Below are 23673 nucleotides of genomic sequence, written 5' to 3'. Positions count from 1 at the left end.
CGCGTGATCCAGCTCTACCGGTTCAAGTACTCCACGAACGTCGAGCGCGTCGCGCTCGCCCTCGCGCACAAAAAGATTCCGACCGAATCGGTCTGGGTCGATCCCGACGACCGCGCGACGGTCCGCGCCGTAAGCGGGCAAGACCTCGTCCCGACGATCGTCGACGTCGATCGCGGGCGGAAGGTCGTGTACGACTCGATGGTCATCGTCAAGTACCTCGAGGAGAGTTATCCGGAGCGTGCGCTCTGGCCGGCCGATCCGGCGCGCCGGGCCGAGACGGACATCTTCATCGAGTGGTTCAACCGCGTGTGGAAGCGTCCGCCGAACCTCATCTACGACGAGCTACAGAAGCCCGATCCCGATCGCGCGAAGATCGAAGCGTGGGGCGCCGAGATGGCCGGGTGGCTGCCGTGGTTCGAGGGCTTGCTCTCCGGCCGCGACTACCTCATGGGCGCCGAGCTCTCCGCCTCCGACGTCTGCGCCTTTCCGTTCCTGCGCTACGCCCTGACGTGCGAGGACGACGACACGCACCTCTTCCACGACATCCTCGTCGAGCACATGCCGCTCAAGGGCGGCTACCCCAAGCTCTCGGCATGGATCCGGCGCATGGACACACGCCCACGCGTCTGAAATAAGGGGACAGCTACCGAATTCTCACCCAAAGTTGGAGGGTGGCTTCCTCACACACAATAAGCACCGAGTTGTGTGTGAGGAAACCACCCCCCAACTTTGGGTGAGAATTCGGTAGCTGTCCCCTTATTTCAAGAGGAAGCGCAGCGCCTCGGGCAAGCGTGCCGCCCACGCGGCCTCGTTGTGCCGGCCGCCCTCATCCTCGCGATAGAGGATGTCGCGATCGGGCGCGTATCCCTTGGAAACGAGCGCGTCGTAGGCACGACGCACGAGACGCACGTAGGGGCTCGGCTCGTCTCCGGCCCGCGGCGGCCCCTCGAGCGTGCCGACGTCCATGTAGATCCGTCCGCCGACGAACGGCGCGCTCTCGAGCCAGGCGAGCGGCGCCTGCCGCGCGAAGCCGAGCGACGGCGACACGGCGCCGACGAGCCCGAAGACGTCCGGGCGTTCGAAGAAGGCGTAGAGGCTGACGAGCCCGCCCATCGACGATCCGATCGTCGCCGTCGCTTCGGGGAGACCGGTCGTCCTGAACGCGTCGTCGACGAGCGGCTTCACCGTCTCGACGACGAAACGGACGTAGTCCCTCGCGCGCCCCGCGCCCGAGAGCTTGTCCTCGAACGGGCTGTACTCGGCGAGACGCGCGGTCCCCGAGTTGGGGATCCCGACGACGATGGCCTCGATGCCCTCCCCCGCGAGCGCTTCGAGCGTCTCGTCGGCGCGCCACTCCCCGGCGTAGCTCGTCGCGGCGTCGAACAGGTTCTGACCGTCATGCATGTAGAGGGTCGGGTAGGTGCGATTCGCGGTGCCGTGCGACGGCGGGAGGTAGACGAGGAGATCGCGCGTGTTCCCGAGCTCGCGGCTCTCGACACCCTTCAGGACCTTGACCGTCCCGGCGACGCGCGTGGCGCCGCCTTCGTAGACCTCGTCGTAGTCGAGCCAGCGCGTCATCGCGCGGCGCACTCTAGCAGTTCAGGAGGCAGGCGCCGGGGGCGGCAGAGGCTCCAGCGGGTAGCCCAGCTCGTCGCCGTACTTGGCGTAGAAGAGACCGGCGGCGACATCGTAGAGCGCATGGACGGCGATCGCGACGTAGAGCGAGCCGGAGATCCAAACGAGCCCGTGCATCGCGAGCGCGATCGACGTGATGATCGACATCCCCTTCCATCCCTGGAGCCAGTGCGAGACGCCGAACACGATCGACGCGATGAGGACCGCAGGCAACGGATGGCCGGTGAGGCGCCAGAGGAGCACGTACATGACACCGCGGTAGGTCACCTCTTCCGCGAGCCCCGCCGCGAGCGAGCACGCGACCCAGAGCGCCCGTTCGCGCGGCGTCCGCGGCATGAAGAGCCAGATTTTCCGAGCCCGCGCGGCCACACGGCTCTTCCAGATGGGGCGCATGAGCCCGACGAGCGCCACGAGCACCGCACCGCCGGCGGTGATCGTCCAGAGCGGCGGGGCCGCTCGAGGGAAGAGGACGATCCGCTCCCTGACCGACACGAGGAGCGAGAGGCCGAAGAAGACGAGGAGCGTGACGACCGTGGAGATGAAGTGGGCAGCCTTCGGTGGGAGCCGCCGGGAGTCGATGCGGCGCGCCGAACGCACCGCCGCGAACGGGATCAACAGCCCGAAGAGCGCCAAGTGGTAGATCCCGGCGAAGCCGATCGGCATCAGGCCCTCGTGCGTCCGAGGCTCCACTTCAGGAGCGGCGGCGTGATCAAGGTGGTCACGACAACCATGACGACGATCGCGGAGAACACCGCGTCGTCGACGATCCGCTCGCCCCGGACCGTCAGGGAGACGCCGATGCTCGCGAAGATCAGGCCGACCTCACCTCGGGGGATCATGCCGATGCCGACCGTGAGGCGATCGACACCGCGCTGGAGCACGCCGAGCGAGCAGAGCTGCTTTCCGACGATCGCCGCCGCCGTCAGGCCCGCCGCCAGGCCCAGGACGCCAGGCTGAACGAAGGCGCGAACGTCGGTGCGCATCCCCATGAGGACGAAGAAGACCGGCACGAGGAACGACCCGATCGGATGGACCTGCTTTTCGAGCCCGTCTTCCCCGCGCTGCTCGAAGGCCCGGTACTGCCCCGGCTCGAGGATGAGACCGGCGGCGAAGGCGCCCACGATCGGCGCGAGACCGATCCGGCTCGCGACCCAAGCCAGGACGAAACACAACACGAGCCCGGTAGCGAGGAGCGTCCCACGGGTCTTGAGGCGCGACGCGAGATCGAGCAACCGGGGTGTGACGACGGAGCCGATCGTGAGCGCCGCCGCGAGAAACACGCTCGCCTTCAGGAACGGCCAGCCGACGGCCCCGATCGAGAAGGCGCGCCCCGCATCGGCCGCGACGATCATCCCGGTCACCGCGGAGAGGATGACGAGCCCCATCACGTCGTCGATCACCGCCGCGCCGAGGATGATACGGGCCTCGTCGCTCTTGCCGCGCCCGAGATCCTGGAAGACGCGCGCGGTGATGCCGACGCTCGTCGCGCAGAGCGTGGCGCCGTGAAAAGCGTGAAGGTAGAGCGAGCCGTGAGGCTCGAGCCAGACCGAGACCGCCCAGCCGAGCGCGAAAGGTGCCACGACGCCGAGCGTCGCGACGAGCAGCGCCGAAGCGCCGACCTTCATCATCTGCCCGACGGTCGACTCGAGGCCGACCTCGAAGAGCAGGATGAGCACACCGAGATCGGAGAGCAGCTCGATCGCCGCGCTGTCCTTGATCGGCTCGAGGAGCGTCACGCCGGCGAGCCCGAGATTGCCGAGCACCACGCCGGCCAGAAGCTCACCGAGGACGGAAGGCTGTCCCAACCGTGTCGCGGCCTCGCCTCCGATCTTCGCGGCGACGAGAATGACCGCGAGCATCGCGACGACGGGTGCGATCATCGGCGCATCATAGAGGAAGAGGGGACAGCTTCCGAAACTCGATGTGCGGAGTTTCGGAAGCTGTCCCCTCTGGAGGGTATGATCGCCGGATCAGGAGAACAGCGATGCGGATGAGACTCGGAATCGTGCTCGGGTTGGCCGCGCTGGCGGCGCTCCCGGCGGCGGCGCAGGGCAACGACTTCTCGAAGGTCGAGGTCAAGGCGGCGAAGGTCGCGGGCAACGTGTGGATGCTCACCGGCGCCGGCGGGAACATCGGCGTGCTTGCCGGGCCCGACGGCGTGCTCGTCGTCGACGACGAGTTCGCGCCGCTCGCCGACAAGATCCGCGCGGCGATCAAGGGGTTCGCGCCGGAGGGGAAGCTCGCGTTCCTCCTCAATACGCACTGGCACGGCGATCACACCGGCGGCAACGCGATCTTCGGCAAGGAGGCGACGATCATCGCGCAGGAGAACGTGCGCAAGCGCCTCGGGGCGAAGCAGGAGCTGCCAGGGCGGACGACGGAGGCCTCGCCCAAGGAGGCGTTGCCGGTCGTCACCTACGAAGACGGCGTGACCGTCTGGTTCGACAACGAGGAGATCCAGGTCGTCCACGTGCCGCACGGCCACACCGACGGCGACTCGATCATCTTCTTCAAGGGATCGAACGTCGTGCACATGGGCGATCAGTTCTTCAACGGGATGTTCCCGTTCATCGACGTCGACTCGGGAGGCGACGTCAACGGCTACATCAAAAACGTCGCCGACATGATCGCGAGGATCCCGCCGGGCGCTTCCATCATCCCCGGGCACGGCGCCCTGGCGACGCTCGACGATCTCAAGAAGTTCCACGCGACGCTCGTGAAGTCGGTGGACATCGTGAAGGCCGAGATCGCGAAGGGGATGTCGCTCGAGGACGCGAAGAAGGCCGGGCTTCCCGACGAGTTCAAGAGCTACGCGTCGAGTTTCATCCCGATCGAGAAGTGGGTCGAGACCGTCTACGAGGGCCAGAAGAAGCGATGAGCCGGCGCGTCTCCGTTCCCTTGCGCCGGGCGTACAAGCTCATCAACCACGGGCCGACCACGCTCATCACCTCGGCGGCCGACGGGAAACAGAACGTCATGGCGGCCGCCTGGGTCATGGGCCTCGACTACGACCCGGCGAAGGTCGCCGCGGTCATCGCGGCGGACACCTTCACGCGCCCGCTCATCGAGAAGTCCGGCGAGTTCGTCGTCAACGTCCCGACCGCCGCGATGGCGGAAGCGGTCTACGCCGCCGGCACCGCGTCCGGTGAGGACGAGAACAAGTTCGAGAAGTACGCGCTCGAGACGTCGCCCGCGTCGATCGTGCAGGCGCCGTTCATCGAAGGATGCGCAGCGTGGCTCGAGTGCAAGGTCGTGCCCGAGCCGTACATGCAGGAGAAGTACGACCTCTTCGTCGGCGACGTCGTCGCGGCGTGGGCCGATCCCGACTCGTTCGTCGACGGGGTCTGGCAGTTCGTGAGCGACGACAAGCGGACGATCCACCACCTGTCGGGCGGCGTCTTCCTCGCGAGCGGCGACAGGGTCAAGAAGGAGCGCTGACATGCGTCGCACGATCGCCTTCGCCGCCCTCGCCTCGACCGTTCTCCTCGCCCAGGCGACGGCCGATCCCGCGCAGCGGATCACTTCGGCCGGGATCCTCCGCGACGTCAAGGCGCTCTCCGACGACGCGATGGCGGGGCGTGGCCCCGGTACCGACGGCGATCGGAAGGCGCGGGCGTACCTCGCAGAGCGGCTGAAGGCGATCGGATTCGCGCCTGGCGGCGCGAACGGAAGCTGGGAACAGCCGTTCCCGATCGTCGGTCTCACGATGCAGCATCCGAAGACCTGGAGCTTCAAGACCGCGAAGGGCGCCGCGGAATTCAAGTGGTGGGACGACTTCATCGGCGCCTCCGGCGTGCAACAGCCGCACGTCGCGATCGAGAACGCCGAGGTCGTCTTCGTCGGCTACGCGATCCAGGCGCCCGAGTTCAAGTGGGACGACTACAAGGGCGCCGACCTCAAGGGCAAGATCCTCCTCATCATGAACAACGATCCCGACTGGGATCCCGCGCTCTTCGCCGGCGTGAAGCGGCTCTACTACGGCCGCTGGGACTACAAGTACGAGAGCGCCGCGCGCGCCGGTGCCGCCGGGGCGATCATCATCCACACCGAGCCGTCGGCGGGCTACCGGTGGAACGTCGTTCAATCCTCGTGGTCGGGGACGGGGTTCGAATTGCCCGACGCCGGCGAGCCGTGCGTGCGCCTCAAGAGCTGGATGACGGAGGACGCCGCACGCCGCCTCGTCAAGCTCGCGGGGAAGGATCTCGACGCGCTCGTCAAATCCGCGAAGAGCGCCGCGTTCGCACCGGTGCCCCTCGGCATCACGACGTCGATCGCTTTCGACGTCGCCATCAAGAAGACCGAGACCGCGAACGTCGTCGGCGTGCTCAGGGGGTCGGAGCCGTCCGTCGCCGACGAGACGATGATCTACTCCGCCCACCACGACCACCTCGGCATCGGCGAGCCGGACGCGAAAGGCGACAAGATCTACAACGGCGCCCTCGACAACGCGTCGGGATGCGCGCAGGTCCTCGCGATCGCCGAGGCGTTCGCCGGGACGTCGCCCAAGCCCAAGCGGAGCGTGATGGCGCTCTTCGTCGGCGGCGAGGAGCAGGGCCTCCTCGGCTCGGAGTGGTACGCGGCGCACCCGACGATCCCGGTCGCAAAGATCGCCGCGAACCTCAACATCGACGGCGGCAACATCTTCGGCCGCACGTCGGACGTGGCGATCGTCGGCCGCGGCAAATCGGACATGGAGCTCCGCCTCGCCGCCGCGGCATCCGCTCAGAAGCGCACGGTGGTCGACGAGCCGGAGCCCGACAAGGGTTACTACTACCGCTCCGACCAGCTCAACTTCGCGCGGATCGGCGTGCCGGCCCTCTACTTCAAGTCAGGCCAGACCTACGTTGGACGGCCCGAAGGCTGGGGCAAGGCGAAGGAAGCCGACTACCGGACGCACCGCTACCACCAGCCGAGCGATGAGGTGACGCCCGACTGGAACCTCGACGGCATGGTCGACGACGACGTCCTCGCCTACCGCGTCGGCCTCGACGTCGCGACCGGCGCGGGACTGCCCGCCTGGTTCCCCGGCGACGAGTTCGAGGCCGCGCGAAAGAAGGCGCTCGCGGCGGCTACCGGGGCAACGTCCGGACGATAGGCGTTCGCGACGGCGGCGCGACGACGAGGAGGAGCCCGAAGTGCTATCCTCCGCCCCCAATGCGCGCCGGCTCCCCGAGTGTTGCGCTCGAACATCCGGTCCCCTTCGTCGCATCGACGATCGGCCGCAAGGTCGTCATGGCGGTCACGGGCGTCATCCTTTTCGGATTCGTCCTCGTCCACATGATCGGCAACTTGCAGGTCTTCTTGCCCGATCACGAGGCGATTAACCATTACGGGCGGTTCCTCCGGGAAATCCTCCACGGCACCGGGATCTGGATCGCACGCGGAACGCTCCTGGCCGCGGTCGTCCTCCACATCTGGTCGGCGACGTCGCTCACGATCACGAACCAGAAGGCGCGCCCGATCGGTTACCGGAAGACGGCGCCCGACGCCTCGACCTACGCCTCGCGCACGATGCGTTGGGGCGGCGTCATCATCCTTCTCTTCGTCGTCTACCACATCCTCCACATGACGCTCGGCACGGTGCACCCTGCGTTCGCCCCCGGCGACGTCTACCGGAACGTCGTCACCGGGTTCCAGGTGTGGCCCGTCACGCTCTTCTACGTCATCGCGATGATCGCGCTCGGCTTCCACCTCCGGCACGGCGTGTGGAGCATGCTGCAGACCCTCGGCATCTCGCACCCGAAGTGGGACCGTGCGCGGCAGACCGCTGCGATCGTCTTCGCCGTCGTCGTCACGATCGGCTTCGTCGCGGTGCCGCTCTCCGTCCTCGCCGGTGTGGTGAAATAGCCATGGACCTGCGCGCGAACGTCCCCGACGGCCCGATCGAGAAGAAGTGGACGAAGCACCGCGCCGACATGAAGCTCGTCAACCCGGCGAACAAGCGGAAATACACCGTGCTCGTCGTCGGCACCGGGCTCGCCGGCGGCGCGGGCGCCGCGTCGCTTGCGGAGTTGGGCTACGACGTCAAGGCGTTCTGCTACCAGGACTCGGCACGGCGCGCGCACTCGATCGCGGCGCAGGGCGGCATCAACGCCGCGAAGAACTACCAGAACGACGGCGACTCGATCTGGCGCCTCTTCTACGACACGGTGAAGGGCGGCGACTTCCGTGCGCGCGAGGCGAACGTCTACCGTCTCGCCGAGCTGTCGGTCAACATCATCGACCAGTGCGTCGCGCAGGGCGTGCCGTTCGCAAGGGAGTACGGCGGCCTCCTCGCGAACCGCTCGTTCGGCGGCGCCCAGGTCTCGCGCACCTTCTACGCGCGCGGGCAGACGGGCCAGCAGCTCCTCCTCGGCGCGTATCAGGCGCTCGAGCGCCAGGTCGGCCTCGGCAAGATCGCGATGTACCCGCGTCACGAGATGCAGGACGTCATCGTGGTCGACGGCCGCGCGCGCGGCATCGTCGTGCGCGACATGGTCACGGGTGAGATCGAATCGCACCTCGGCGACGCCGTCGTCCTCGCGACCGGCGGCTACGGCAACGTCTACTTCCTCTCGACGAACGCGAAGGGCTGCAACACGACCGCGATCTGGCGCGCCTACAAGAAGGGCGCCGCCTTCGCGAACCCCTGCTACACGCAGATCCACCCGACCTGCATCCCGGTGAGCGGCGAGTATCAGTCGAAGCTCACGCTGATGTCCGAGTCGCTCCGAAACGATGGGCGGATCTGGGTCCCCAAGAAAGAGAACGACGCCCGCAAGGCGAACGAGATACCGCAAGACGAGCGCGACTACTACCTCGAGCGCAAGTACCCGAGCTTCGGCAACCTCTGCCCGCGCGACATCGCATCGCGCGCCGCCAAGCAGGTGTGCGACGAAGGCCGCGGCGTCGGCCCGACGAAGCTCGGCGTCTACCTCGACTTCGCCGACGCGATCCGCCGCCTCGGCGAAGACGCGATCCGCGAGAAGTACGGCAACCTCTTCGAGATGTACGAGCGGATCACCGACGACAACCCCTACAAGGTCCCGATGCGGATCTTCCCGGCGGTCCACTACACGATGGGCGGCCTCTGGGTCGACTACGACCTCATGTCGACTCTGCCGGGCCTCCACGTCGCCGGCGAAGCGAACTTCTCCGACCACGGCGCGAACCGCCTCGGCGCCTCGGCGCTCATGCAAGGCCTCGCCGACGGCTACTTCATCCTTCCCGCGACGATCGGCAACTACCTCGGCGGCACGAAGCTCGACAAGGTCGCGGCCGACCATCCCGACGTCAAGAAAGCAGAATCCGACGTCATGGCGCGCAACGCCTCCCTCCTCAACATCAAAGGCAAGCGCACGCCGACGTCGTTCCACCGCGAGCTGGGCAAAATCATGTGGGACGACTGCGGCATGGCGCGGAACGACAAAGGCCTCCGCGCCGCGCTCGAGAAGATCCCCACGCTGAGGGAAGAGTTCTGGCAGAACGTCAACGTCCTCGGCGACGGCCAGGAATTGAACCAATCGCTCGAGCAGGCCGGCCGCGTCGCCGACTTCCTCGAGCTGGCCGAGCTGATGTGCGAGGACGCCCTCGAGCGCCGCGAGAGCTGCGGCGGCCACTTCCGGGAAGAATTCCAGACCGAAGACGGCGAAGCGGTCAGGGACGACCGCCAGTTCTGCCACGTCGCCGCGTGGGAGTACACCGGCCCCGACCGCCCCCCCAAGCGCAACGTCGAGCCGCTCCACTTCGAGAACGTCCACCTCGCGACGCGAAGCTACAAATGAGCACGATGAACCTCACCCTCCACGTCTGGCGCCAGAAGAACGCCGCCGACCCCGGCCGCTTCGTGACCTATCGAGCCGAGGGCATCAGCGAGCACATGTCGTTCCTCGAGATGCTCGATGTCGTCAACGAAGGGCTCATCGACAAGGGCGAAGAGCCGATTGCCTTCGACCACGACTGCCGCGAAGGGATCTGCGGCACGTGCGGCATGGTCATCAACGGCACGCCTCACGGCCCGCGAAAAGCCACGACGACCTGCCAGCTCCACATGCGCACGTTCAAGGATGGCGACGAGATCACGATCGAGCCGTGGCGCGCCGCCGCCTTCCCCGTCGTCCGCGATCTCGTCGTCGATCGCAGCGCCTTCGATCGCATCATCGCCGCCGGCGGCTTCGTCGGCGTGAGCACCGGCAGCGCTCCCGACGGGAACACGATCCCCATCGCCAAGGACGCAGCCGAACGCGCGATGGACGCGGCCGCGTGCATCGGCTGCGGCGCCTGCGTCGCCGCCTGCCCCAACGCGTCCGCAATGCTCTTCACCGCCGCGAAGGTGAGCCACCTCGGCCTTCTGCCCCAGGGCCAGGCCGAGCGCGACCGCCGCGCCCTCGCCATGGTCGCCCAGATGGACGCCGAGCAATTCGGCTCCTGCACCAACCACGCAGAGTGCGAGGCAGCCTGCCCCAAGTCGATCTCGATCGAGACCATCGCGCGCATGAACCGCGACTACATCGCGGCGTCGATGGTGAAGCGGCCGAAGACGGCGGGAAGCGGCGGGGCCGGCTAGCGAAGATTGACGGGGCGAAGCGCCCCGTCCGCTCCGCTCAATTGCCTTCGGCGCCCGTCTCGTGCTTGAGCGCGCTGCCCACCGACCCCAAGAGCTCGTGGAACCAGCTGATCCCTAGCACGAACCGGTGTTTGTTCCCTTTGCCCTGGCCGGGGTTCTTGCCGTTGTTCTGACCCTGGCCCTGGCCCTGGCCTTGGCCTTGGCCTTGACCATGGCCTGCGGCGGACACCGGGGCGGCGCTGAGCGCCATCGACAGGGCCCCCGCCGCGATCGCGATCATGATCGAGCTGCGCTTGCCGTTCGTCTTGCTTCTCATCGCCGTCTCCCGCGCCGCGCATCTTGTCGCTGAATCCCGCGCGGCTCGATGTTCAAGATGAGATTCCCAGAACGGAACGCCATAGTCGTAAGCGTATGACTACGGATGTCACTCGAACGTTCGCCGACAGCCCCGGATGGCGGCAATCCGGGCAATTACGGCACCGTGTTTTCGGGCCTTGGAGCTAGAAGTATTCGCGCGTCTCGGGCGGCCGAGAATTACGGTCCCGGCGCGGCCCTAGGGTCCCCGTGCCACGAATTTTTTTTGGAAATGATGGTGAAGACCCGCCCGCGCCCGGCGGTGGACGCCGGACGCGAGCGGGTTAGATCGTCACTGAAGAGGCGGGTTGTCGCAGCTGCTGATGTGGATTTGAAGATTGCCGGTGGTGATCGGTGTCGGGTCCACGGTGGACGGGTCCCCATCCGTATCCAAGAGGAGGACCGTCGAGCCGATCGGGTTGTTCGGATCGAGGAACACGCGGAGGAACAACCGGTCGATCAGCGCGCCATCGTTGGCCCCGCGACTGCCGGGCTCGTTTCGATCCTCAGCACGCGCGAAGAAGTAAACGAGATCGTAGCTCGTCTTGTTCCCCTGGATGCCGTGGAGCCAGCCCGTTCCCTGGAACTCGATGTAATTGAACGGGGTCTTCGGTGAGTTGGAGCCCGGCGGAATTCCCGGCACGTTACCGCAGCTGACCGTCGGGATATCGGTGCCGTGGAAGTGCAGCCTCCTTCCTCGATCGACGACGTTCCAGTCGCCGCCGGCGCCCGAGGTGGGCGAGCAGCCGGGGTGCACGTTGCCGCCGAAGCTCAGCTTCGGATCCTTGGTGGCCACGAACTGGTTGAGGAGCTTGTCCCACACCGTGCCGCCGCCGGTGAGCCAGCAGTTGCCGGCTTGGCACGTGGCCGAGCTGACGAGCCAGTCCTCTCGCGTTTCTGAGGTCGAGAACGAGTCGAACGAGAAGATTCCGCCCGACGGGATCACGACGGTCGCGTCCGCGGGCAGGCTGGCCGGATCCAAAGTCGCCACGTAGTAGTCCGCGGCGTCCGAACGGAGGGCGATGTCGTAAAAGCCGTTCGAGTCCGTGGTGCCCGAAGCGGTAAACGTGCCGGCGGTATTCGTCACGTTCACGATCGCGCCGACGATCGGAAGATCGTCGCCGTCGAGCGACCCGTTACCGTTGGAGTCGCAGCGTACGTATCCGTTGAGGTGGTGAGCCAGCGCCGGGGACGCTGCGAGCAACCCGGCAAGCATGATCCAGACTCCTGCGAACCGTTTCATGAATTGCCTCCCTGTTCTGGCGCCCGTGCGCGCCACGCCTATTGCTTCCCAAGGGTACACACTTGGAGGCGGGTCAGAGAGGGTTTCTGGTGACAGTTCGTGATCACGCGCACCTACGCGCAGCGAATTTAGAACCTCGAGTCGGTGCCCGCAGATCAAAGTCGTCCGCACGATCCGGCGACAAAAAGACTGGGTAGTTATCCGGCTTGTCACGCTGCACCATGTCCGTCGCGGGTCGCTGCTAACCGCTGCGCCGCGTTATGATTTCGAGGGGGTGGGCGCGCGTTCTTGCTAGAAATGGTGGCCTACCTTCATCCACTGCTCGACGTCCTCGGAGTGCATGCCGCCGAAGCCGCGGATGTTGGCAGCGGATCGCAATCTCCTAAGAAGGGCTGTTAACCACTGCGCCACGTTTTGATTTCGAGAGAGCTGGCTCCGGAGGAGGGATTTGAACCCCGACCCGGCGGTTAACAGCGCGGCCTCACTGGCGCCTCGACCTCGAGCGCGCGGCGTGAAGCGAACCGCATTGTGGGTGCTGGGCCTTGCGGTCCTCGCCGTTCTCCCTTACGTGGCCTCGCTCCACGACCCGTTGATCTATGACGATCGTACGATACTCGACAACCGATGGCTCGTGCGGGAGGCCGGGCCGGTCTCGGTGTTCCAGCACGACTACTGGTACGGCACGAAGCACGAGAGCTCGGACCTCTATCGGCCGCTGACGGTGCTCTCGCTCGCGGCGAATGGCCGCATCGCGACGTCGCGCGAAGGATTTCGCGTCGTCAACATCGCCCTGCACGCGCTGGCGACCTTGGCCGTGGCGTGGATGCTCGTATCGCTGGTCTCGCGTCGCGCCGCATGGATCGGCGCCGCGATCTTCGCGGTGCATCCCCTCGCGAGCGAGTCGGTGCTCTGGGTCGTCGGGCGCGCCGAGATCGCGGCCGCGATCCTCGGGATGATCGCGTTCACGCTCTTCGTGAAGCTCGACGGGGAGCGCGGCCCGGGCGGTCTTCGCCTCACGGGCTCCGTCGCGGCGTTCTTCGCGGCGCTGTGCTTCAAGGAGAGCGCCGCGGCGTGGATCGCCATCGGAGCCGCATGGCTCGTCGTGCGGCCGCGGGCCGGTGCTGTGTCGATGCGCGTCGTCGCCGTGCGGGGTGCGTGCTACGCCGGCACGCTCGTCGCTTTTCTCCTGCTCCGCGCGTCGGTGGTCGGATGGGCGCGCCACGACGTTCCGTTCGTCGACAACCCGCTCGTCGCCGCGGACGCAATCACCCGCGCGGCGAACGCGGTGCTGCTCTTCGGGCGCTATCTCTTGAAGATGGTCTGGCCGGGCACGCTGACGGTCGACTACGGCTTCGACCAGATCCGGGTCGAGCCGATCCTTCCTTGGGCCGGGGCGGTCGCGGTCGTTCTCGTCGCGGCAGCGATCGCGACGGTGGCGGCGCTCTTCCGCCGAGGCCGAACGTCTGCAGCGTTCATGGTCGCGTTCCTGCCGTGCGCGTTCGCGGTGACGGGCAATCTGGCGTTCCCGATTGGGACGATCTTCGGAGAGCGCCTGGCGTACACGCCGCTCATCGGGGCGTGCGGGCTCCTCGGCTTGGCACTCGCAGCGGTGCCGGCGGCGCTGTTGCGCGCCGTCACGCTCGCAGCGTTGCTCGTCGCAGGCGGCTTTCGGACCGCGGTGCGCTGCGGCGACTTCAAGGGCGCCGCGGCGCTCTCGGAGGCGACCGTCGCCGCGTCTCCGCGATCGGTCAAGGCGCTCTACAACGCCGCAAGAACGCGGCTGCGGCAGGGACGAGCTCAGGAGGCGATCCCGCTTCTCGAGCAGGCCGTGGCGATCTGGCCCGACTATGCGAAGGCCCGGCAGCTCCTGGATGAGGCGCGCACGGGCGCCTCTTCCGGGGCGGATGACGAGGGTCGCTGAGGGTGTCGCGGCGCACCGCCGGGAGCGTCCTAGGTAACCGCCCGACGCAATCTCCTATCACTCCTCGCGGGTTTGACCTCACGGCGCGAAAAGAAGCCTCGGGGTAACATTCCTCATGAACGCCGTGAAGCCCAACGACGTCAGAGTGCGGTTGCAGTCGCTCGGCGAGGAGATCGCCAACAGCATCAGCCACGGAATCGGGCTCATCGCGGCGGTCGGCGCGGCCCCGGTTCTCATCGCGACGGGCGGGCGGCACGGCGGCCTCGCCCTCCTCGTCGGCTCGACGATCTTCGCGGCGACGATCCTGGTCATGTACTTCTCGTCGACGCTCTATCACGCCCTGCCGCACGGGCGCTGGAAGAAGGTGTTCGAAGTTCTCGACCACGTCGGCATCTTCTTGTTGATCGCCGGGACCTACACCGCGTTCTCGCTGGGGCCGCTCAACGGGGCGTGGGGGTGGACCCTGTTCGGAGTCATCTGGGGGCTCGCGGTCATCGGCATCGTCCTGAAGTCCGTCGGGCGGCTGTGGCGGCCGGGGCTTTCCACGCCGCTCTACGTCGTCATGGGGTGGACCGTTCTCATCGCGATCAAGCCGCTCTGCCGCAGCCTCCCGCACGCGAGCCTCGTGTGGCTCTTCGCGGGCGGGATCGCGTACACCGCCGGCGTCGCCTTCTACGCGTCACGCAACTTGAAATACGCGCACTTCGTCTGGCATCTTTTCGTCGTCGCGGGGACGACGTGCCACGTCCTGGCCCTTCTCGCCTGCGCTGAGTGACGCTTCGACGGGAGATCCTCGATGATCCGGCTGGTCACCGCCGATCCGGCGACGGTGCGGGAGCATGCCCTCGGCCTGAGGTCGCTGCTTCAAGCGACGGTGGGACAAGGCGCCCCGCTCGGCTTCCTTCATCCGCTTTCTGACGGCGACGCGACCGAGTACTGGGAGCAGATCCAGGCCTCGCTCGGCCGCGGCGAGCGGATCGTCCTCGTCGCGCTCGACGACCGGCGCGTCGTCGGCAGCGCACAGCTCGAGCTGGCGACGAAGCAGAACGGCCGGCATCGCGCTGAGGTGCAGAAGGTGTCGGTCCTCCCCGACTACCGGAACCGCGGCGTCGGCAAGATGCTCATGGACGGCGTCGAGGCGGAAGCGCGCCGCGCCGGACGATCGATGTTGATCCTCGACACGCGCGAGGGCGGTTACGCGGAACGTTTCTACGAGAAGCTCGGCTGGACCCGCGTCGGCCGGATTCCCGGATACTTCTACGATGAGAACCGCACGATGCAGACGACGGTCATCTTCTACAAGGCGATCGAGGACCACATGATCACGACTGCGAACCGCTTCACGAACCGCGTCGACGATTACGTCAAGGGGCGGCCCGGCTACCCGCCGGGTGTCATCGAGAGCCTGCGATCGCGCTTCGGGCTCGTGCCGTCATGGACGGTCGCCGACATCGGCGCCGGCACAGGCATCTCGACGGCGATGTTCCTCGACGCCGGCTGCACCGTGATCGCCGTCGAGCCGAACAAGGTGATGCGCGAGGCCGCGGCCTCGAGGCTGGGATCGAATCTTCGCTTCCGCATCGTCGATGCACCCGCCGAGGCAACGACGCTGCCCGACCGCGGTGTCGACCTCGTCTTCGCCGCCCAGGCGTTTCACTGGTTCGACAAGCCGCGCTTCCGCACGGAGTGCCTTCGCATCCTGAAGGCCGGCGGCGCTGCCGGCTTGATCTGGAACATCCGCCAGCCCGATGTGACGCCGTTCGCAGCAGCGTACGAAGCGCTCATCCGCGAGTTCGCGACCGACTACCTCAAGGTGCGGCACGAGAACGTATCGGATCAGGAGATCGGCGCGTTCTTCGGTGCGCCGTACGAGAAGCACGACTTCGACAATGTGCAAGTGCTCGACCGCGCCGGCCTGCGCGCGCGCCTCGTGTCGTCGTCGTACGTTCCCGGCGCCGGCCAGCCGCGGCACGACGAGATGGTCGCGGCGCTCGATCGTCTGTTCGACGCGCACGAGCACGAGGGCAAAGTCGAGCTGCCCTACGTTGCGAGCTTGTTCGCCGGGCGGCCGGCGTAAAGGTCAGCGCCGCGCCTTCCCGGCCCCTCCGGTGGCCTGCTGCCGCAGCGCATCGGCGCACGTGACGAGCGAGTCCGCGGTCTCCGCATCGACGGCGCCGGTGGCCTGAGCGGCGCGGACCTGCTTCGTGAAGAGCGAGAGGCGCTGAGCGACGACGGTGTGCTGGCCGAGATTCGACGCCCCGAGCGTCGTCGTGAGGAACTTGTCCCACACCGCCTTTCGGCCGGCGGGGATGCCGCTGTCGTCGACCTGCTCGATCAGGTCTTGCACGCTATTGCACGTCCCTGCGGGGACGGCGTTGATGCAGACCTGGTCGGTGTTGTCGGTCGTCACCGGATCCGCGGCGTCGCTCGCCACGTCTGCGCTGTTGCAGACCGTGCCACCCTTCCCACCCGTCGAGACGGTGACGACGATCGTGATCGGGGGTGCCGTGGTCACCCCGAGCGTGGCGCGCGTACACACGACGTCGAAACCGCCGCGGCGCGAAGGCGTGCAGCTCCACCCGCTGCCGCTCGCCGAGACGAAGGTCGCCTCGAACGGGAGAAGGTCGGTGACGACGACGTTCGTCGCGGTCGATGGACCGAGGTTGCGGACGCTCAGGAGGTACGTCACCGTCGATCCATCGGTGATCGTGGCGGCGCTCGCGGTCTTCGTGATGCGGAGGTCGGCCGAGGTGGTGACGTCGACACTCGCCGACGAGCTGTTGTTCGCGGCGTTGGGATCGGCGGCGGCCGCAACCGTCGCGGTGTTCACGATCGTACCGGGGCTGGCCGGGGCCTTCACCGTGATCGCGATCGCGGGGGCGGCCCCGACCGCAAGGCTCGATCGCGTGCACGTCACCGTCCCTGCCGCTTGCGAGCAGCTCCAGCCGGTGCCGTTGGCGCTGACGAACGTCAGGCCCGCGGGGAGCGGGTCCGTGACGGTGACGGACGATGCGGCCGACGGTCCGGCGTTCGACACCGCGAGGGTGTACGTGAAGTTGGTTCCGGAAGCGACCGAGGATGCGGAGGCGGTCTTGACGATCGAGAGATCGTCAACCATCGCGACCGCCGTGTCGGCGGTCGCGGCGTTGTTGCTCAGATTCGCGTCGGCGGTGCTCGAGCCGACCTCGATACGGAATTGCATCGCTGACCCGCTCGCCGGCGCGGTGACCACGACGGTGATCGCGGGGGCGGATGCGACGGCGAGCGTCGGCATCGTGCAGGTCACGGTTCCCGCATTGAATCCGCAAGTCCAGCCCGTGCCCGAGGCGGACTGGAACGTCGAGCCGGTCGGGATGTCACCGTCGACGATGAGACTCGTCGCGGCGCTCGGCCCCGCATTCGACACCGTGATCGTGTACGTCACGTTCGATCCGGCATTCACCGGGTCGGGGCTGTCGACGTTCGTGATCGAGAGATCCGCGGAGGCGGTGACGTTCGTGCCGGCGGTGGCGCTGTTGTTCGCCGGCACCGGATCGGTCTCCCCCGCGCTGACGGACGCGGTGTCCGAGATCGCGCCGCCGCTCGACGGAGCGGTGACGGTGAGCGTGATCGCAGGCGCCGCTGCGACGGCGAGCGTCGGACGTGTGCAGGTCACGGTCGGCGCCGCGAAGGCGCAGGTCCAGCCGCTTCCCGCGGCCGACTGGAACGTCGTGCCCGCGGGGATGGCGTCGGTCACCGCGACGGCGGTCGCGTTGCTCGGCCCATGGTTCGTGACGGTGATCGTGTAGGTGAGCGCAGCACCAACGCCGACCGGATCGGGAGCGTCGGTGTTCGTGATCGAGAGATCGGCGACCGGCGTGACCGCGGTCGTGGCGGTCGCGGTATTGGGAAGTGTGGGATCGGCTTCCGCCGCGCTGACCGCGGCGCCGCCCGCGAGCGGGCCCGAGGCGGGCGCGGTGACGACGACCGCGATCGCAGGTGCGGCGCCCACGGCGAGCGTCGCGCGCGTGCAGGTCACCGTGGGCAATGCGAAGTTGCAAGCCCACCCGGTTCCCGTCGCCGAGACGAACGCAGCGCCGGCCGGGACCGCAACGGTCGCGACGACGGTCGTCGCCGGATCGGGTCCGGCGTTGGTCACGCTCGCGGTGTAGGTCACGTTCGAGCCAGCGTTCACCGGGTCGGGGCTGTCGGCGAGCGCGATCGAGAGGTCGGCGGTCGGCGGCGGGACGACGTTCGTCGTCGCGGTTGCCGCGTCGTTTGCCGGCACCGGATCGGTCGCGGTCGTCGCGGCGGTCGCCGTGTTGTCGATCGACGGCTCGGCCGCCGCGCTCGGCGTGACGACGACCGTCACCGTCGCCGAGGCGCCGACCGCCATGTCGCCGAAGTTGCAAGCGACGGTGCCGGCCGACTGGTTGCACGCCCCGAGGGTCGTCTGGACCGACTGGAAGGCGACGCTCGCCGGCAGCGGATCGCTCAGCGTCGCCGACGTCGCGACCGCCGTGCCGCTGTTCGTGACCGTGATCGTGTAGGTCAGGTCCTGGCCGACGACGACGGGATCCGGACTGTCGCCGATCGTCACCGCGAGATCCGGGTTCGCGACCGGGACGACGGACAAGATCACGGCGGTCGGGTTGTACGCAACGCTCCAGGTGAGCGTCGGGCCGAGGTTGGGCGCATTGATCGCCGAAAAGGTGCCGTTGTGCGACTTGTACGTCATGACCGTGAACGCGTCGCCGAGCGACGGCGTGAAACCGCCGATTGCGGTGACGTCGAGGGTTCCCCCGAGAGAGGCATCGCCCGTGAACGACGTGACGTCGAGACGGTCGTACTGTGTGCCGGCGGTCAGACCGCCGAGCTCGACCGCGTAGGAGCCGCTCGTTTGCACGAGGGATCCGGCGATCGTGATCGTCCCCGGCGAGAAGCCGGGTGCGATCGCACCGCCGGCGTTCGTGAGCGTGCCGTTGAAAGTTCCCGTGCCGGCGATCGTTCCGCCCTGGAGCGTGTAGCTCGACGACGACCCGATCGTTCCGCCGTTGAGGCGCGTCGTGCCCGCCGTCTGCGTCACGTCGCGACCGAATTGGAGCGTCCCGTTGACCGCGTCGATCGTTCCCAGGTTGTGGACGTCGACGGCGAGCGCGCTCGTTCCCCCTCCCAGCGACTTCGTCAGGAGGCCGTGGTTCTCGATCAAGCCGACGGCGCCTGCACCGCTCCACTGCAGCGAGTTGTCGGCCTGAGAGTCGAGTGTGCCGTCATTTTCGAGCACGGCACCGTTCGAGAGCGTGAAGCCGCTGTTGGTCCCGGCGAGGATCATCGATTGCCCCGCGGGGTTGACGAGGCGCCGCCCGTCGAGCTGCGGCGTATTCGAGAGCGCGATCCCCGAGAGTCCCGTCGCCTTGGTGCCGGGCACCGTTTGGCTGAGCACGCCGCTCGACCAGCCCCACGCGCCGCTGACGGTGAAGTCCGCCGAGCCCGTGAGCGTGCCGCCGGTCTGGGAGAAGCTCGCGAGCACGTTCGGCGAGCCGTTGAGGACGAGCTGGCTCGTGACGAGCGAGGTCACACCGAGGGGGTTGTAGGCACCGTTGAAAGTGACGCTCCCTCCGTCGAGGAGCACGGTCGCGCCGGCGGGCACCGTCGGCGCGGGGTCGCAGATGTGCGTCCCCTGGAGGAACTCGAGCGTGGCGCCCGCCGAGGCGGTCAGCGTTCCGGTCGAGCTCAGGTTCTGCTGGAAGCGGATCGTGCCGGTCTGGGGCTGGATCGTGCCCGAGTTGTTCGTCGTCAGCGCGAGGGTCGTGACACCGCTGCCGGCCGACTTCAGGAACGTTCCGTTGTTCTCGAGGACGGCCATCGCGCCGGCGCCGCTCCACTGCAGGTAGTTGTCGGCCTGACAGTCGAAGGTGCCGTCGTTCTGGAGGACGGCGCCGTCCCCGAGGCTGAGGGCGGTGCTGGGCGTCGGGTACGTGATCGTCTGTCCGGCGGCGTTGATGAGGCGGCGCCCGTCGAGCGTCATGCCGCCGGAGAGCGCGATGCCGCCGAGCGCCGTGGACTTGGCCGCGGAGGCGCCCTGGCCGAGCGCGCCGCCCGACCAGGTCCACGAGCCGGTCACGGAGAAGTCGGCCGATCCCGTGAGCGTGCCGCCACTCTGGGCGAGGCTCGCGAGCACGTTCGGCGAGCCGTTCATCGTGAGGAGATTCGAGCTGAGCACCGTCGCGCCGAGCGGGTTGTACGCGCCGCCGAACGTGACCGCCCCGCCGTCGGCGATGAGCGTCGCACCCGCGGGCACCGTGGGCGCCGGATTCAGCGTTTGCGTTCCGTTGACGAACTCGAGCTTGGCCCCCGATGATGCGGTCACCGTTCCGGTCGAGCCGAGATCCTGTTGGAAACGGACCGTTCCGGTCTGGGCCTGGATGGTCCCGGGATTGGTGACGGCGACCGAGAGCGTCGAGGTGCCGGTGCCGGCGGACTTCTTGTAGGTGCCGTTGTTCTGGAGGGTGCCGATGGTGCCGGCGCCGGTCCACTGGATCAGGTTGTCGGACTGCGAGTCGAACGTGCCGTCGTTCTGGAGGACGGCGCCGTTCGAGAGGTTGAAGGCGGCGTTCTGCGACGGGAAGGTGATCGTCTGGCCGGCCGGGTTGACGACCCGCCGGCCGTCGAGGGTCATGCCGCTGGAGAGCGCGATGCCGCTCTGCGCCGTCGCCTTGGTCCCCGCGGCGGTCTGGCTGAGCGTGCCGCCGGACCATGTCCACGCCCCGGCCACCGAGAAGTCGGCCGGCCCGGTCAGCGTGCCGCCGCTCTGGGAGAGGCTCGCGAGTACGTTGGTCGCGCCGTTGAGCGTCAGGAGGTTGGAGCTGAGGATCGTCGCGCCGAGTGGATCGTAATTTCCGCCGAAGGTCACCGCGCCGCCGTCGGCGAGGAGCGTCGCGCCCGCCGTTACCGTCGGCGCCGGATTGAGCGTGTGCGTGCCTTGCGTGAACTCGAGCGTCGCCCCCGAAGATGCGGTCACCGTTCCGGTCGAGCCGAGATCCTGCTGGAAGCGGACCGTCCCGGTCTGCGCTTGAATCGTCCCCGGGTTCGTGACGGCGACCGAGAGCGTCGAGGTGCCGGTGCCGGCGGACTTCTTGTAGGTGCCGTTGTTCTGGAGGGCGCCGATGGTGCCGGCGCCGGTCCACTGCATCGCGTTGTCCGACTGCGAGTCGAACGTCCCGTCGTTCTGGAAGACGGCTCCGTTCGAGAGGTTGAAGGCGGCGCTGGTCGACGGGAAGGTGATCGACTGTCCGGCAGGATTGACGAGACGGCGTCCGTCGAGCGATGGGCCGCCGGAGAGCGCGATGCCGCTCTGCGCCGTCGCCTTGGTGCCCGGAGCGGTTTGCGACAGTGAGCCCCCCGACCATGCCCATGAGCCGGTCACCGAAAGGTCGGTCGCACCGGTCAGCGTCCCACCGCTGTGAGAGAGACTCGCCAGCACGTTCGGAGAGCCGTTCAACGTAAGAGTGGACGCGCTGATCGAGGTCGCGCCGAGCGGGTTGTAGCCGCCGCCGAAGGTGACGAGGCCGCCGTCGATGAGCACCGTCGCGCCGGCCGCCACCGTCGGCGCCGGAGTGCACGTGTGTGTACCGGTGATGAATTCGAGAGTGGCACCGGAGGAAGCCGAGACGGCGCCGGTCGAAGCGAAGTCGCGCTGAAATCGCACCGTCCCGGTCTGGGCCTGGATCGCTCCCGGGCTCGTCACCGTGACGGCGAGCTGGGACGTTCCGGTTCCACCCGACTTCTTGTAGGTGCCGTTGTTCTGAAGCGTGCCGACCGTTCCGACGCCGGTCCACTGGATGGTGTTGTCCGACTGCGAGTCGAACGTGCCGTCGTTCTGGAGGACGGCACCGTTCGAGAGGCTCAAGGCGGAATTGAGAGTCGGGTAGGCGATCGTCTGCCCGGCCGGATTGACGAGGCGGCGTCCATCGAGCGATTGGCTGCCGGAGAGCGCGATCCCGCCGAGGGCCGTGGCCTTCGTACCGGTGGCCGTTTGGCTGAGCGCGCCTCCCGACCACGTCCACGACCCGCTCACGGAGAGATCGGTCGGCCCGGTCAGCGTTCCGCCGCTCTGGGAAAGGCTGGCGAGCACGTTGGGCGAGCCGTTCAGCGTGAGGCTGTTCGAGCTGACCGTCGTCGTGCCGAGCGGGTTGTAGGCGCCGCCGAACGTGACGGTTCCGCCGTCGGCGACGAGCGTCGCGCCGGCCGGTACCGCCGGCGCCGGATTGAGCGTGTGCGTCCCCGTGAGGAACTCGAGCGTCGCGCCCGACGATGCCGAGACCGTTCCCGTGGAGGCGAGGTCGCGCGAGAACCGCACCGTCCCGCTCTGCGCCTGGATCGCCCCGGCGTTCGTCACGTCGACCGAGAAGATCGAGCTGCCGCCGCCGCCCGACTTCTTGTACGTGCCGTTGTTCTGGAGCGCGCCGATGGTGCCGGCGCCCGTCCACTGGAGAAGGTTGTCCGCCTGCGAATCGAAGGTTCCGTCGTTCTGGAGGACCGCCCCGTTGGCGAAGTTGAAGCCGGTGTTGGCCGACGCGTACGTCATCGTCTGCCCACTCGGGTTGATGAGGCGCCGCCCGTCGAGCATGGGGCTGTTGGTGATGGCAGTGCCACCGGCGGCGGTGACCGTTCCGGTTCCGCTGAGCTGGCCGTTCGACCACGTGAAGAGGCCGTTGATCACGATCGTCCCCGCGCCGGTCACCGCTCCGCCGCCGAGATTGAACGCGCGGAGCGAAGCGTCCTGCGCGATGTCGAGCGAGCCCGCCCCGACGTTGAGCACGCCGGTCGTTCCGGCGGAGAGCGTGCGCACCGACTGCGCACCGACCGCCATCGTCACCGTGAATCCGTCGATGCACACGTCGTCGGTGGGGCCCGGCACGGTGTTCGTGTCCCAGTTCGCCGGCGTCTCCCAGACTCCGGTGCCGGCCGAGTTGTCGAAGTTGACCGTGCCGGGGCAGACCGCCGTCGGCGCCACGGGATCGCGCGTGAGGAACGCTTGCGTCCCGGGGATGGCGAGGGATTTCTCGGGAAGCGTGCCCGCGCTCTCGCCGACGATCCATGAGGCGCCGTCCCCGGTCGCCGAGGCATCGTCGATCGGAACGCCTCGGAGGCGCGCAACGCTCGACCGGCCGGAGAGGAGGCGGAGCACCGGCGCGATGTCCGAGTCGGCCACCGGCGACACGAGCCCCGTCAGTGGATCGACGCGCGTCACGCGCTGGAAGGCGTCGAGGCTCTGAACGCCGCCGTCCGGCGCGCGCTCGAGCCGGCGAGACGGCGACGTCGCGACACGCCACGGGCTGCCGGAGCTTTCGACGAACCCACCGTTCGTCGACGAGCCTCCCACGATGACCGATCCGTCGATCGCGATCGCGACCGAGGTCGCGAAGTCTCCCGCCTGAAGCGGCAGCGCGCGCACCAACGCCGCGTCGCGATCGAGGAAGTTGAGGGACGACCCGGCCGCGACGACGCCGCCGTCCGCCGTGACCGCGAGGGCATCGACCTCCGCACCCTTCGGCGCCGCCCATGTCGCCAGCACGTCGCCCCGCGGCGAAACTTTGAGGACGTCGTCGTGGGGCGAGGGCGTGTCGTTCGTGATCGCGATCCACACCTGGCCCGAGCCGTCGACCGCGAGCGCCCGCACGTCGTCACGCCCGGGCCCACCGATCCAGAAGAGATCGCCGAGCGTGTGCCCGCCGGGATCCGACGTCGCGATCACCACGTCGCCGGGGTCGTCGCCGCGCGGGACGCCGCCCGCGACCCAGGGCACCCCGCCGGGCCCGGTCGCCACGTGAAAGCGCGACGCGTCACGTCCGGCCGGTCGGGCCGCGAGCGCGGAAAGGAGAACGATCGCTACCGTGACGACAACACGTCCCTGATGCATGGCGGCCCCCACACCCGAGAGGAACGTGCGCGCGCGCGAAAGTCCTCACCTCGGGATACGATGAAACTAACACG

Annotated in this window: 16 protein-coding genes; 10 read left to right on the top strand and 6 right to left on the bottom strand. The window is 68.0% G+C overall.

All coding sequences use genetic code 11. From position 1 onward, the window contains the following. Positions 1-3 precede the first annotated feature (3 nt). Positions 4-630: a glutathione S-transferase family protein gene (locus tag VFV19_09270; GenBank protein ID HEX4824492.1), complete on the top strand. Its 627-nt coding sequence runs from the start codon at positions 4-6 to the stop codon at positions 628-630. 126 nt (positions 631-756) lie between these two features. Here VFV19_09270 and VFV19_09265 read toward each other — a convergent pair whose 3' ends face one another. From VFV19_09265 to VFV19_09255, 3 genes are read right to left on the bottom strand one after another with little or no spacing between them, the layout of a single operon-like run. Next, positions 757-1578: an alpha/beta hydrolase-fold protein gene (locus VFV19_09265; protein ID HEX4824491.1), complete on the bottom strand. Its 822-nt coding sequence runs from the start codon at positions 1576-1578 to the stop codon at positions 757-759. Positions 1579-1599: 21 nt separating this feature from the next. After that, positions 1600-2298 (bottom strand): CPBP family intramembrane glutamic endopeptidase, encoded by a 699-nt coding sequence (locus tag VFV19_09260; GenBank protein ID HEX4824490.1) that lies wholly within the window; start codon positions 2296-2298, stop codon positions 1600-1602. Further along, on the bottom strand, positions 2298-3515 hold the full coding sequence (locus VFV19_09255; protein HEX4824489.1) for a cation:proton antiporter: 1218 nt from the start codon (positions 3513-3515) through the stop codon (positions 2298-2300). The genes VFV19_09260 and VFV19_09255 overlap by 1 nt, the downstream gene beginning before the upstream one ends. Positions 3516-3619: 104 nt before the next feature. On the opposite strand from VFV19_09255, the gene VFV19_09250 reads away from it, so the two are divergent. From VFV19_09250 to VFV19_09225, 6 genes are read left to right on the top strand one after another with little or no spacing between them, the layout of a single operon-like run. Continuing rightward, a complete protein-coding gene (locus tag VFV19_09250; GenBank protein HEX4824488.1) occupies positions 3620-4513 on the top strand; it encodes an MBL fold metallo-hydrolase in 894 nt (297 codons plus the stop codon). Continuing rightward, entirely contained in the window at positions 4510-5073 is a 564-nt protein-coding gene (locus VFV19_09245; GenBank protein HEX4824487.1) for a flavin reductase family protein, read from the top strand. The genes VFV19_09250 and VFV19_09245 overlap by 4 nt, the downstream gene beginning before the upstream one ends. 1 nt (position 5074) lies before the next feature. Next, positions 5075-6730 (top strand): M28 family peptidase, encoded by a 1656-nt coding sequence (locus VFV19_09240; protein HEX4824486.1) that lies wholly within the window; start codon positions 5075-5077, stop codon positions 6728-6730. 59 nt (positions 6731-6789) lie between these two features. Then, on the top strand, positions 6790-7482 hold the full coding sequence (locus VFV19_09235; GenBank protein HEX4824485.1) for a succinate dehydrogenase cytochrome b subunit: 693 nt from the start codon (positions 6790-6792) through the stop codon (positions 7480-7482). A 2-nt stretch (positions 7483-7484) separates the two neighbouring features. Beyond that, the gene (locus tag VFV19_09230; protein HEX4824484.1) at positions 7485-9398 is read left to right on the top strand and encodes a fumarate reductase/succinate dehydrogenase flavoprotein subunit; all 1914 of its coding nucleotides are present in this window, start codon (positions 7485-7487) and stop codon (positions 9396-9398) included. Next, positions 9395-10180 carry a succinate dehydrogenase/fumarate reductase iron-sulfur subunit gene (locus VFV19_09225; protein ID HEX4824483.1) on the top strand — a complete coding sequence of 262 codons (786 nt, stop codon included), beginning with the start codon at positions 9395-9397 and terminating at the stop codon, positions 10178-10180. The genes VFV19_09230 and VFV19_09225 overlap by 4 nt, the downstream gene beginning before the upstream one ends. Positions 10181-10217: 37 nt before the next feature. On the opposite strand, the gene VFV19_09220 is transcribed toward VFV19_09225, so the two are convergent. Next, positions 10218-10496, bottom strand: coding sequence for a hypothetical protein (locus VFV19_09220; protein ID HEX4824482.1), 279 nt, complete (start codon positions 10494-10496; stop codon positions 10218-10220). A gap of 330 nt (positions 10497-10826) precedes the next feature. Continuing rightward, positions 10827-11777 carry an SdrD B-like domain-containing protein gene (locus VFV19_09215; protein HEX4824481.1) on the bottom strand — a complete coding sequence of 317 codons (951 nt, stop codon included), beginning with the start codon at positions 11775-11777 and terminating at the stop codon, positions 10827-10829. A gap of 511 nt (positions 11778-12288) precedes the next feature. Here VFV19_09215 and VFV19_09210 point away from each other — a divergent pair. The 3 genes from VFV19_09210 to VFV19_09200 all read left to right on the top strand — a co-directional run bounded on the left by VFV19_09210 (position 12289) and on the right by VFV19_09200 (position 15775). After that, positions 12289-13698, top strand: coding sequence for a tetratricopeptide repeat protein (locus VFV19_09210; GenBank protein HEX4824480.1), 1410 nt, complete (start codon positions 12289-12291; stop codon positions 13696-13698). A 115-nt stretch (positions 13699-13813) separates the two neighbouring features. Beyond that, positions 13814-14473 carry a hemolysin III family protein gene (locus tag VFV19_09205; protein HEX4824479.1) on the top strand — a complete coding sequence of 220 codons (660 nt, stop codon included), beginning with the start codon at positions 13814-13816 and terminating at the stop codon, positions 14471-14473. A 21-nt stretch (positions 14474-14494) separates the two neighbouring features. Beyond that, entirely contained in the window at positions 14495-15775 is a 1281-nt protein-coding gene (locus VFV19_09200) for a GNAT family N-acetyltransferase (protein ID HEX4824478.1), read from the top strand. 3 nt (positions 15776-15778) lie between these two features. Here VFV19_09200 and VFV19_09195 read toward each other — a convergent pair whose 3' ends face one another. Next, complete coding sequence (locus VFV19_09195) at positions 15779-23599, bottom strand: hypothetical protein (protein ID HEX4824477.1); 7821 nt, start codon at positions 23597-23599, stop codon at positions 15779-15781. Between the last annotated feature and the right edge of the window lie 74 nt (positions 23600-23673).

Source organism: Candidatus Polarisedimenticolaceae bacterium, assembly GCA_036275915.1.
Classification (GTDB): Bacteria; Acidobacteriota; Polarisedimenticolia; order Polarisedimenticolales; family DASRJG01; genus DASRJG01.
The sequence above is the reverse complement of the archived record's forward strand: the minus strand, read 5'-3'. Positions and strand labels throughout refer to the sequence as shown.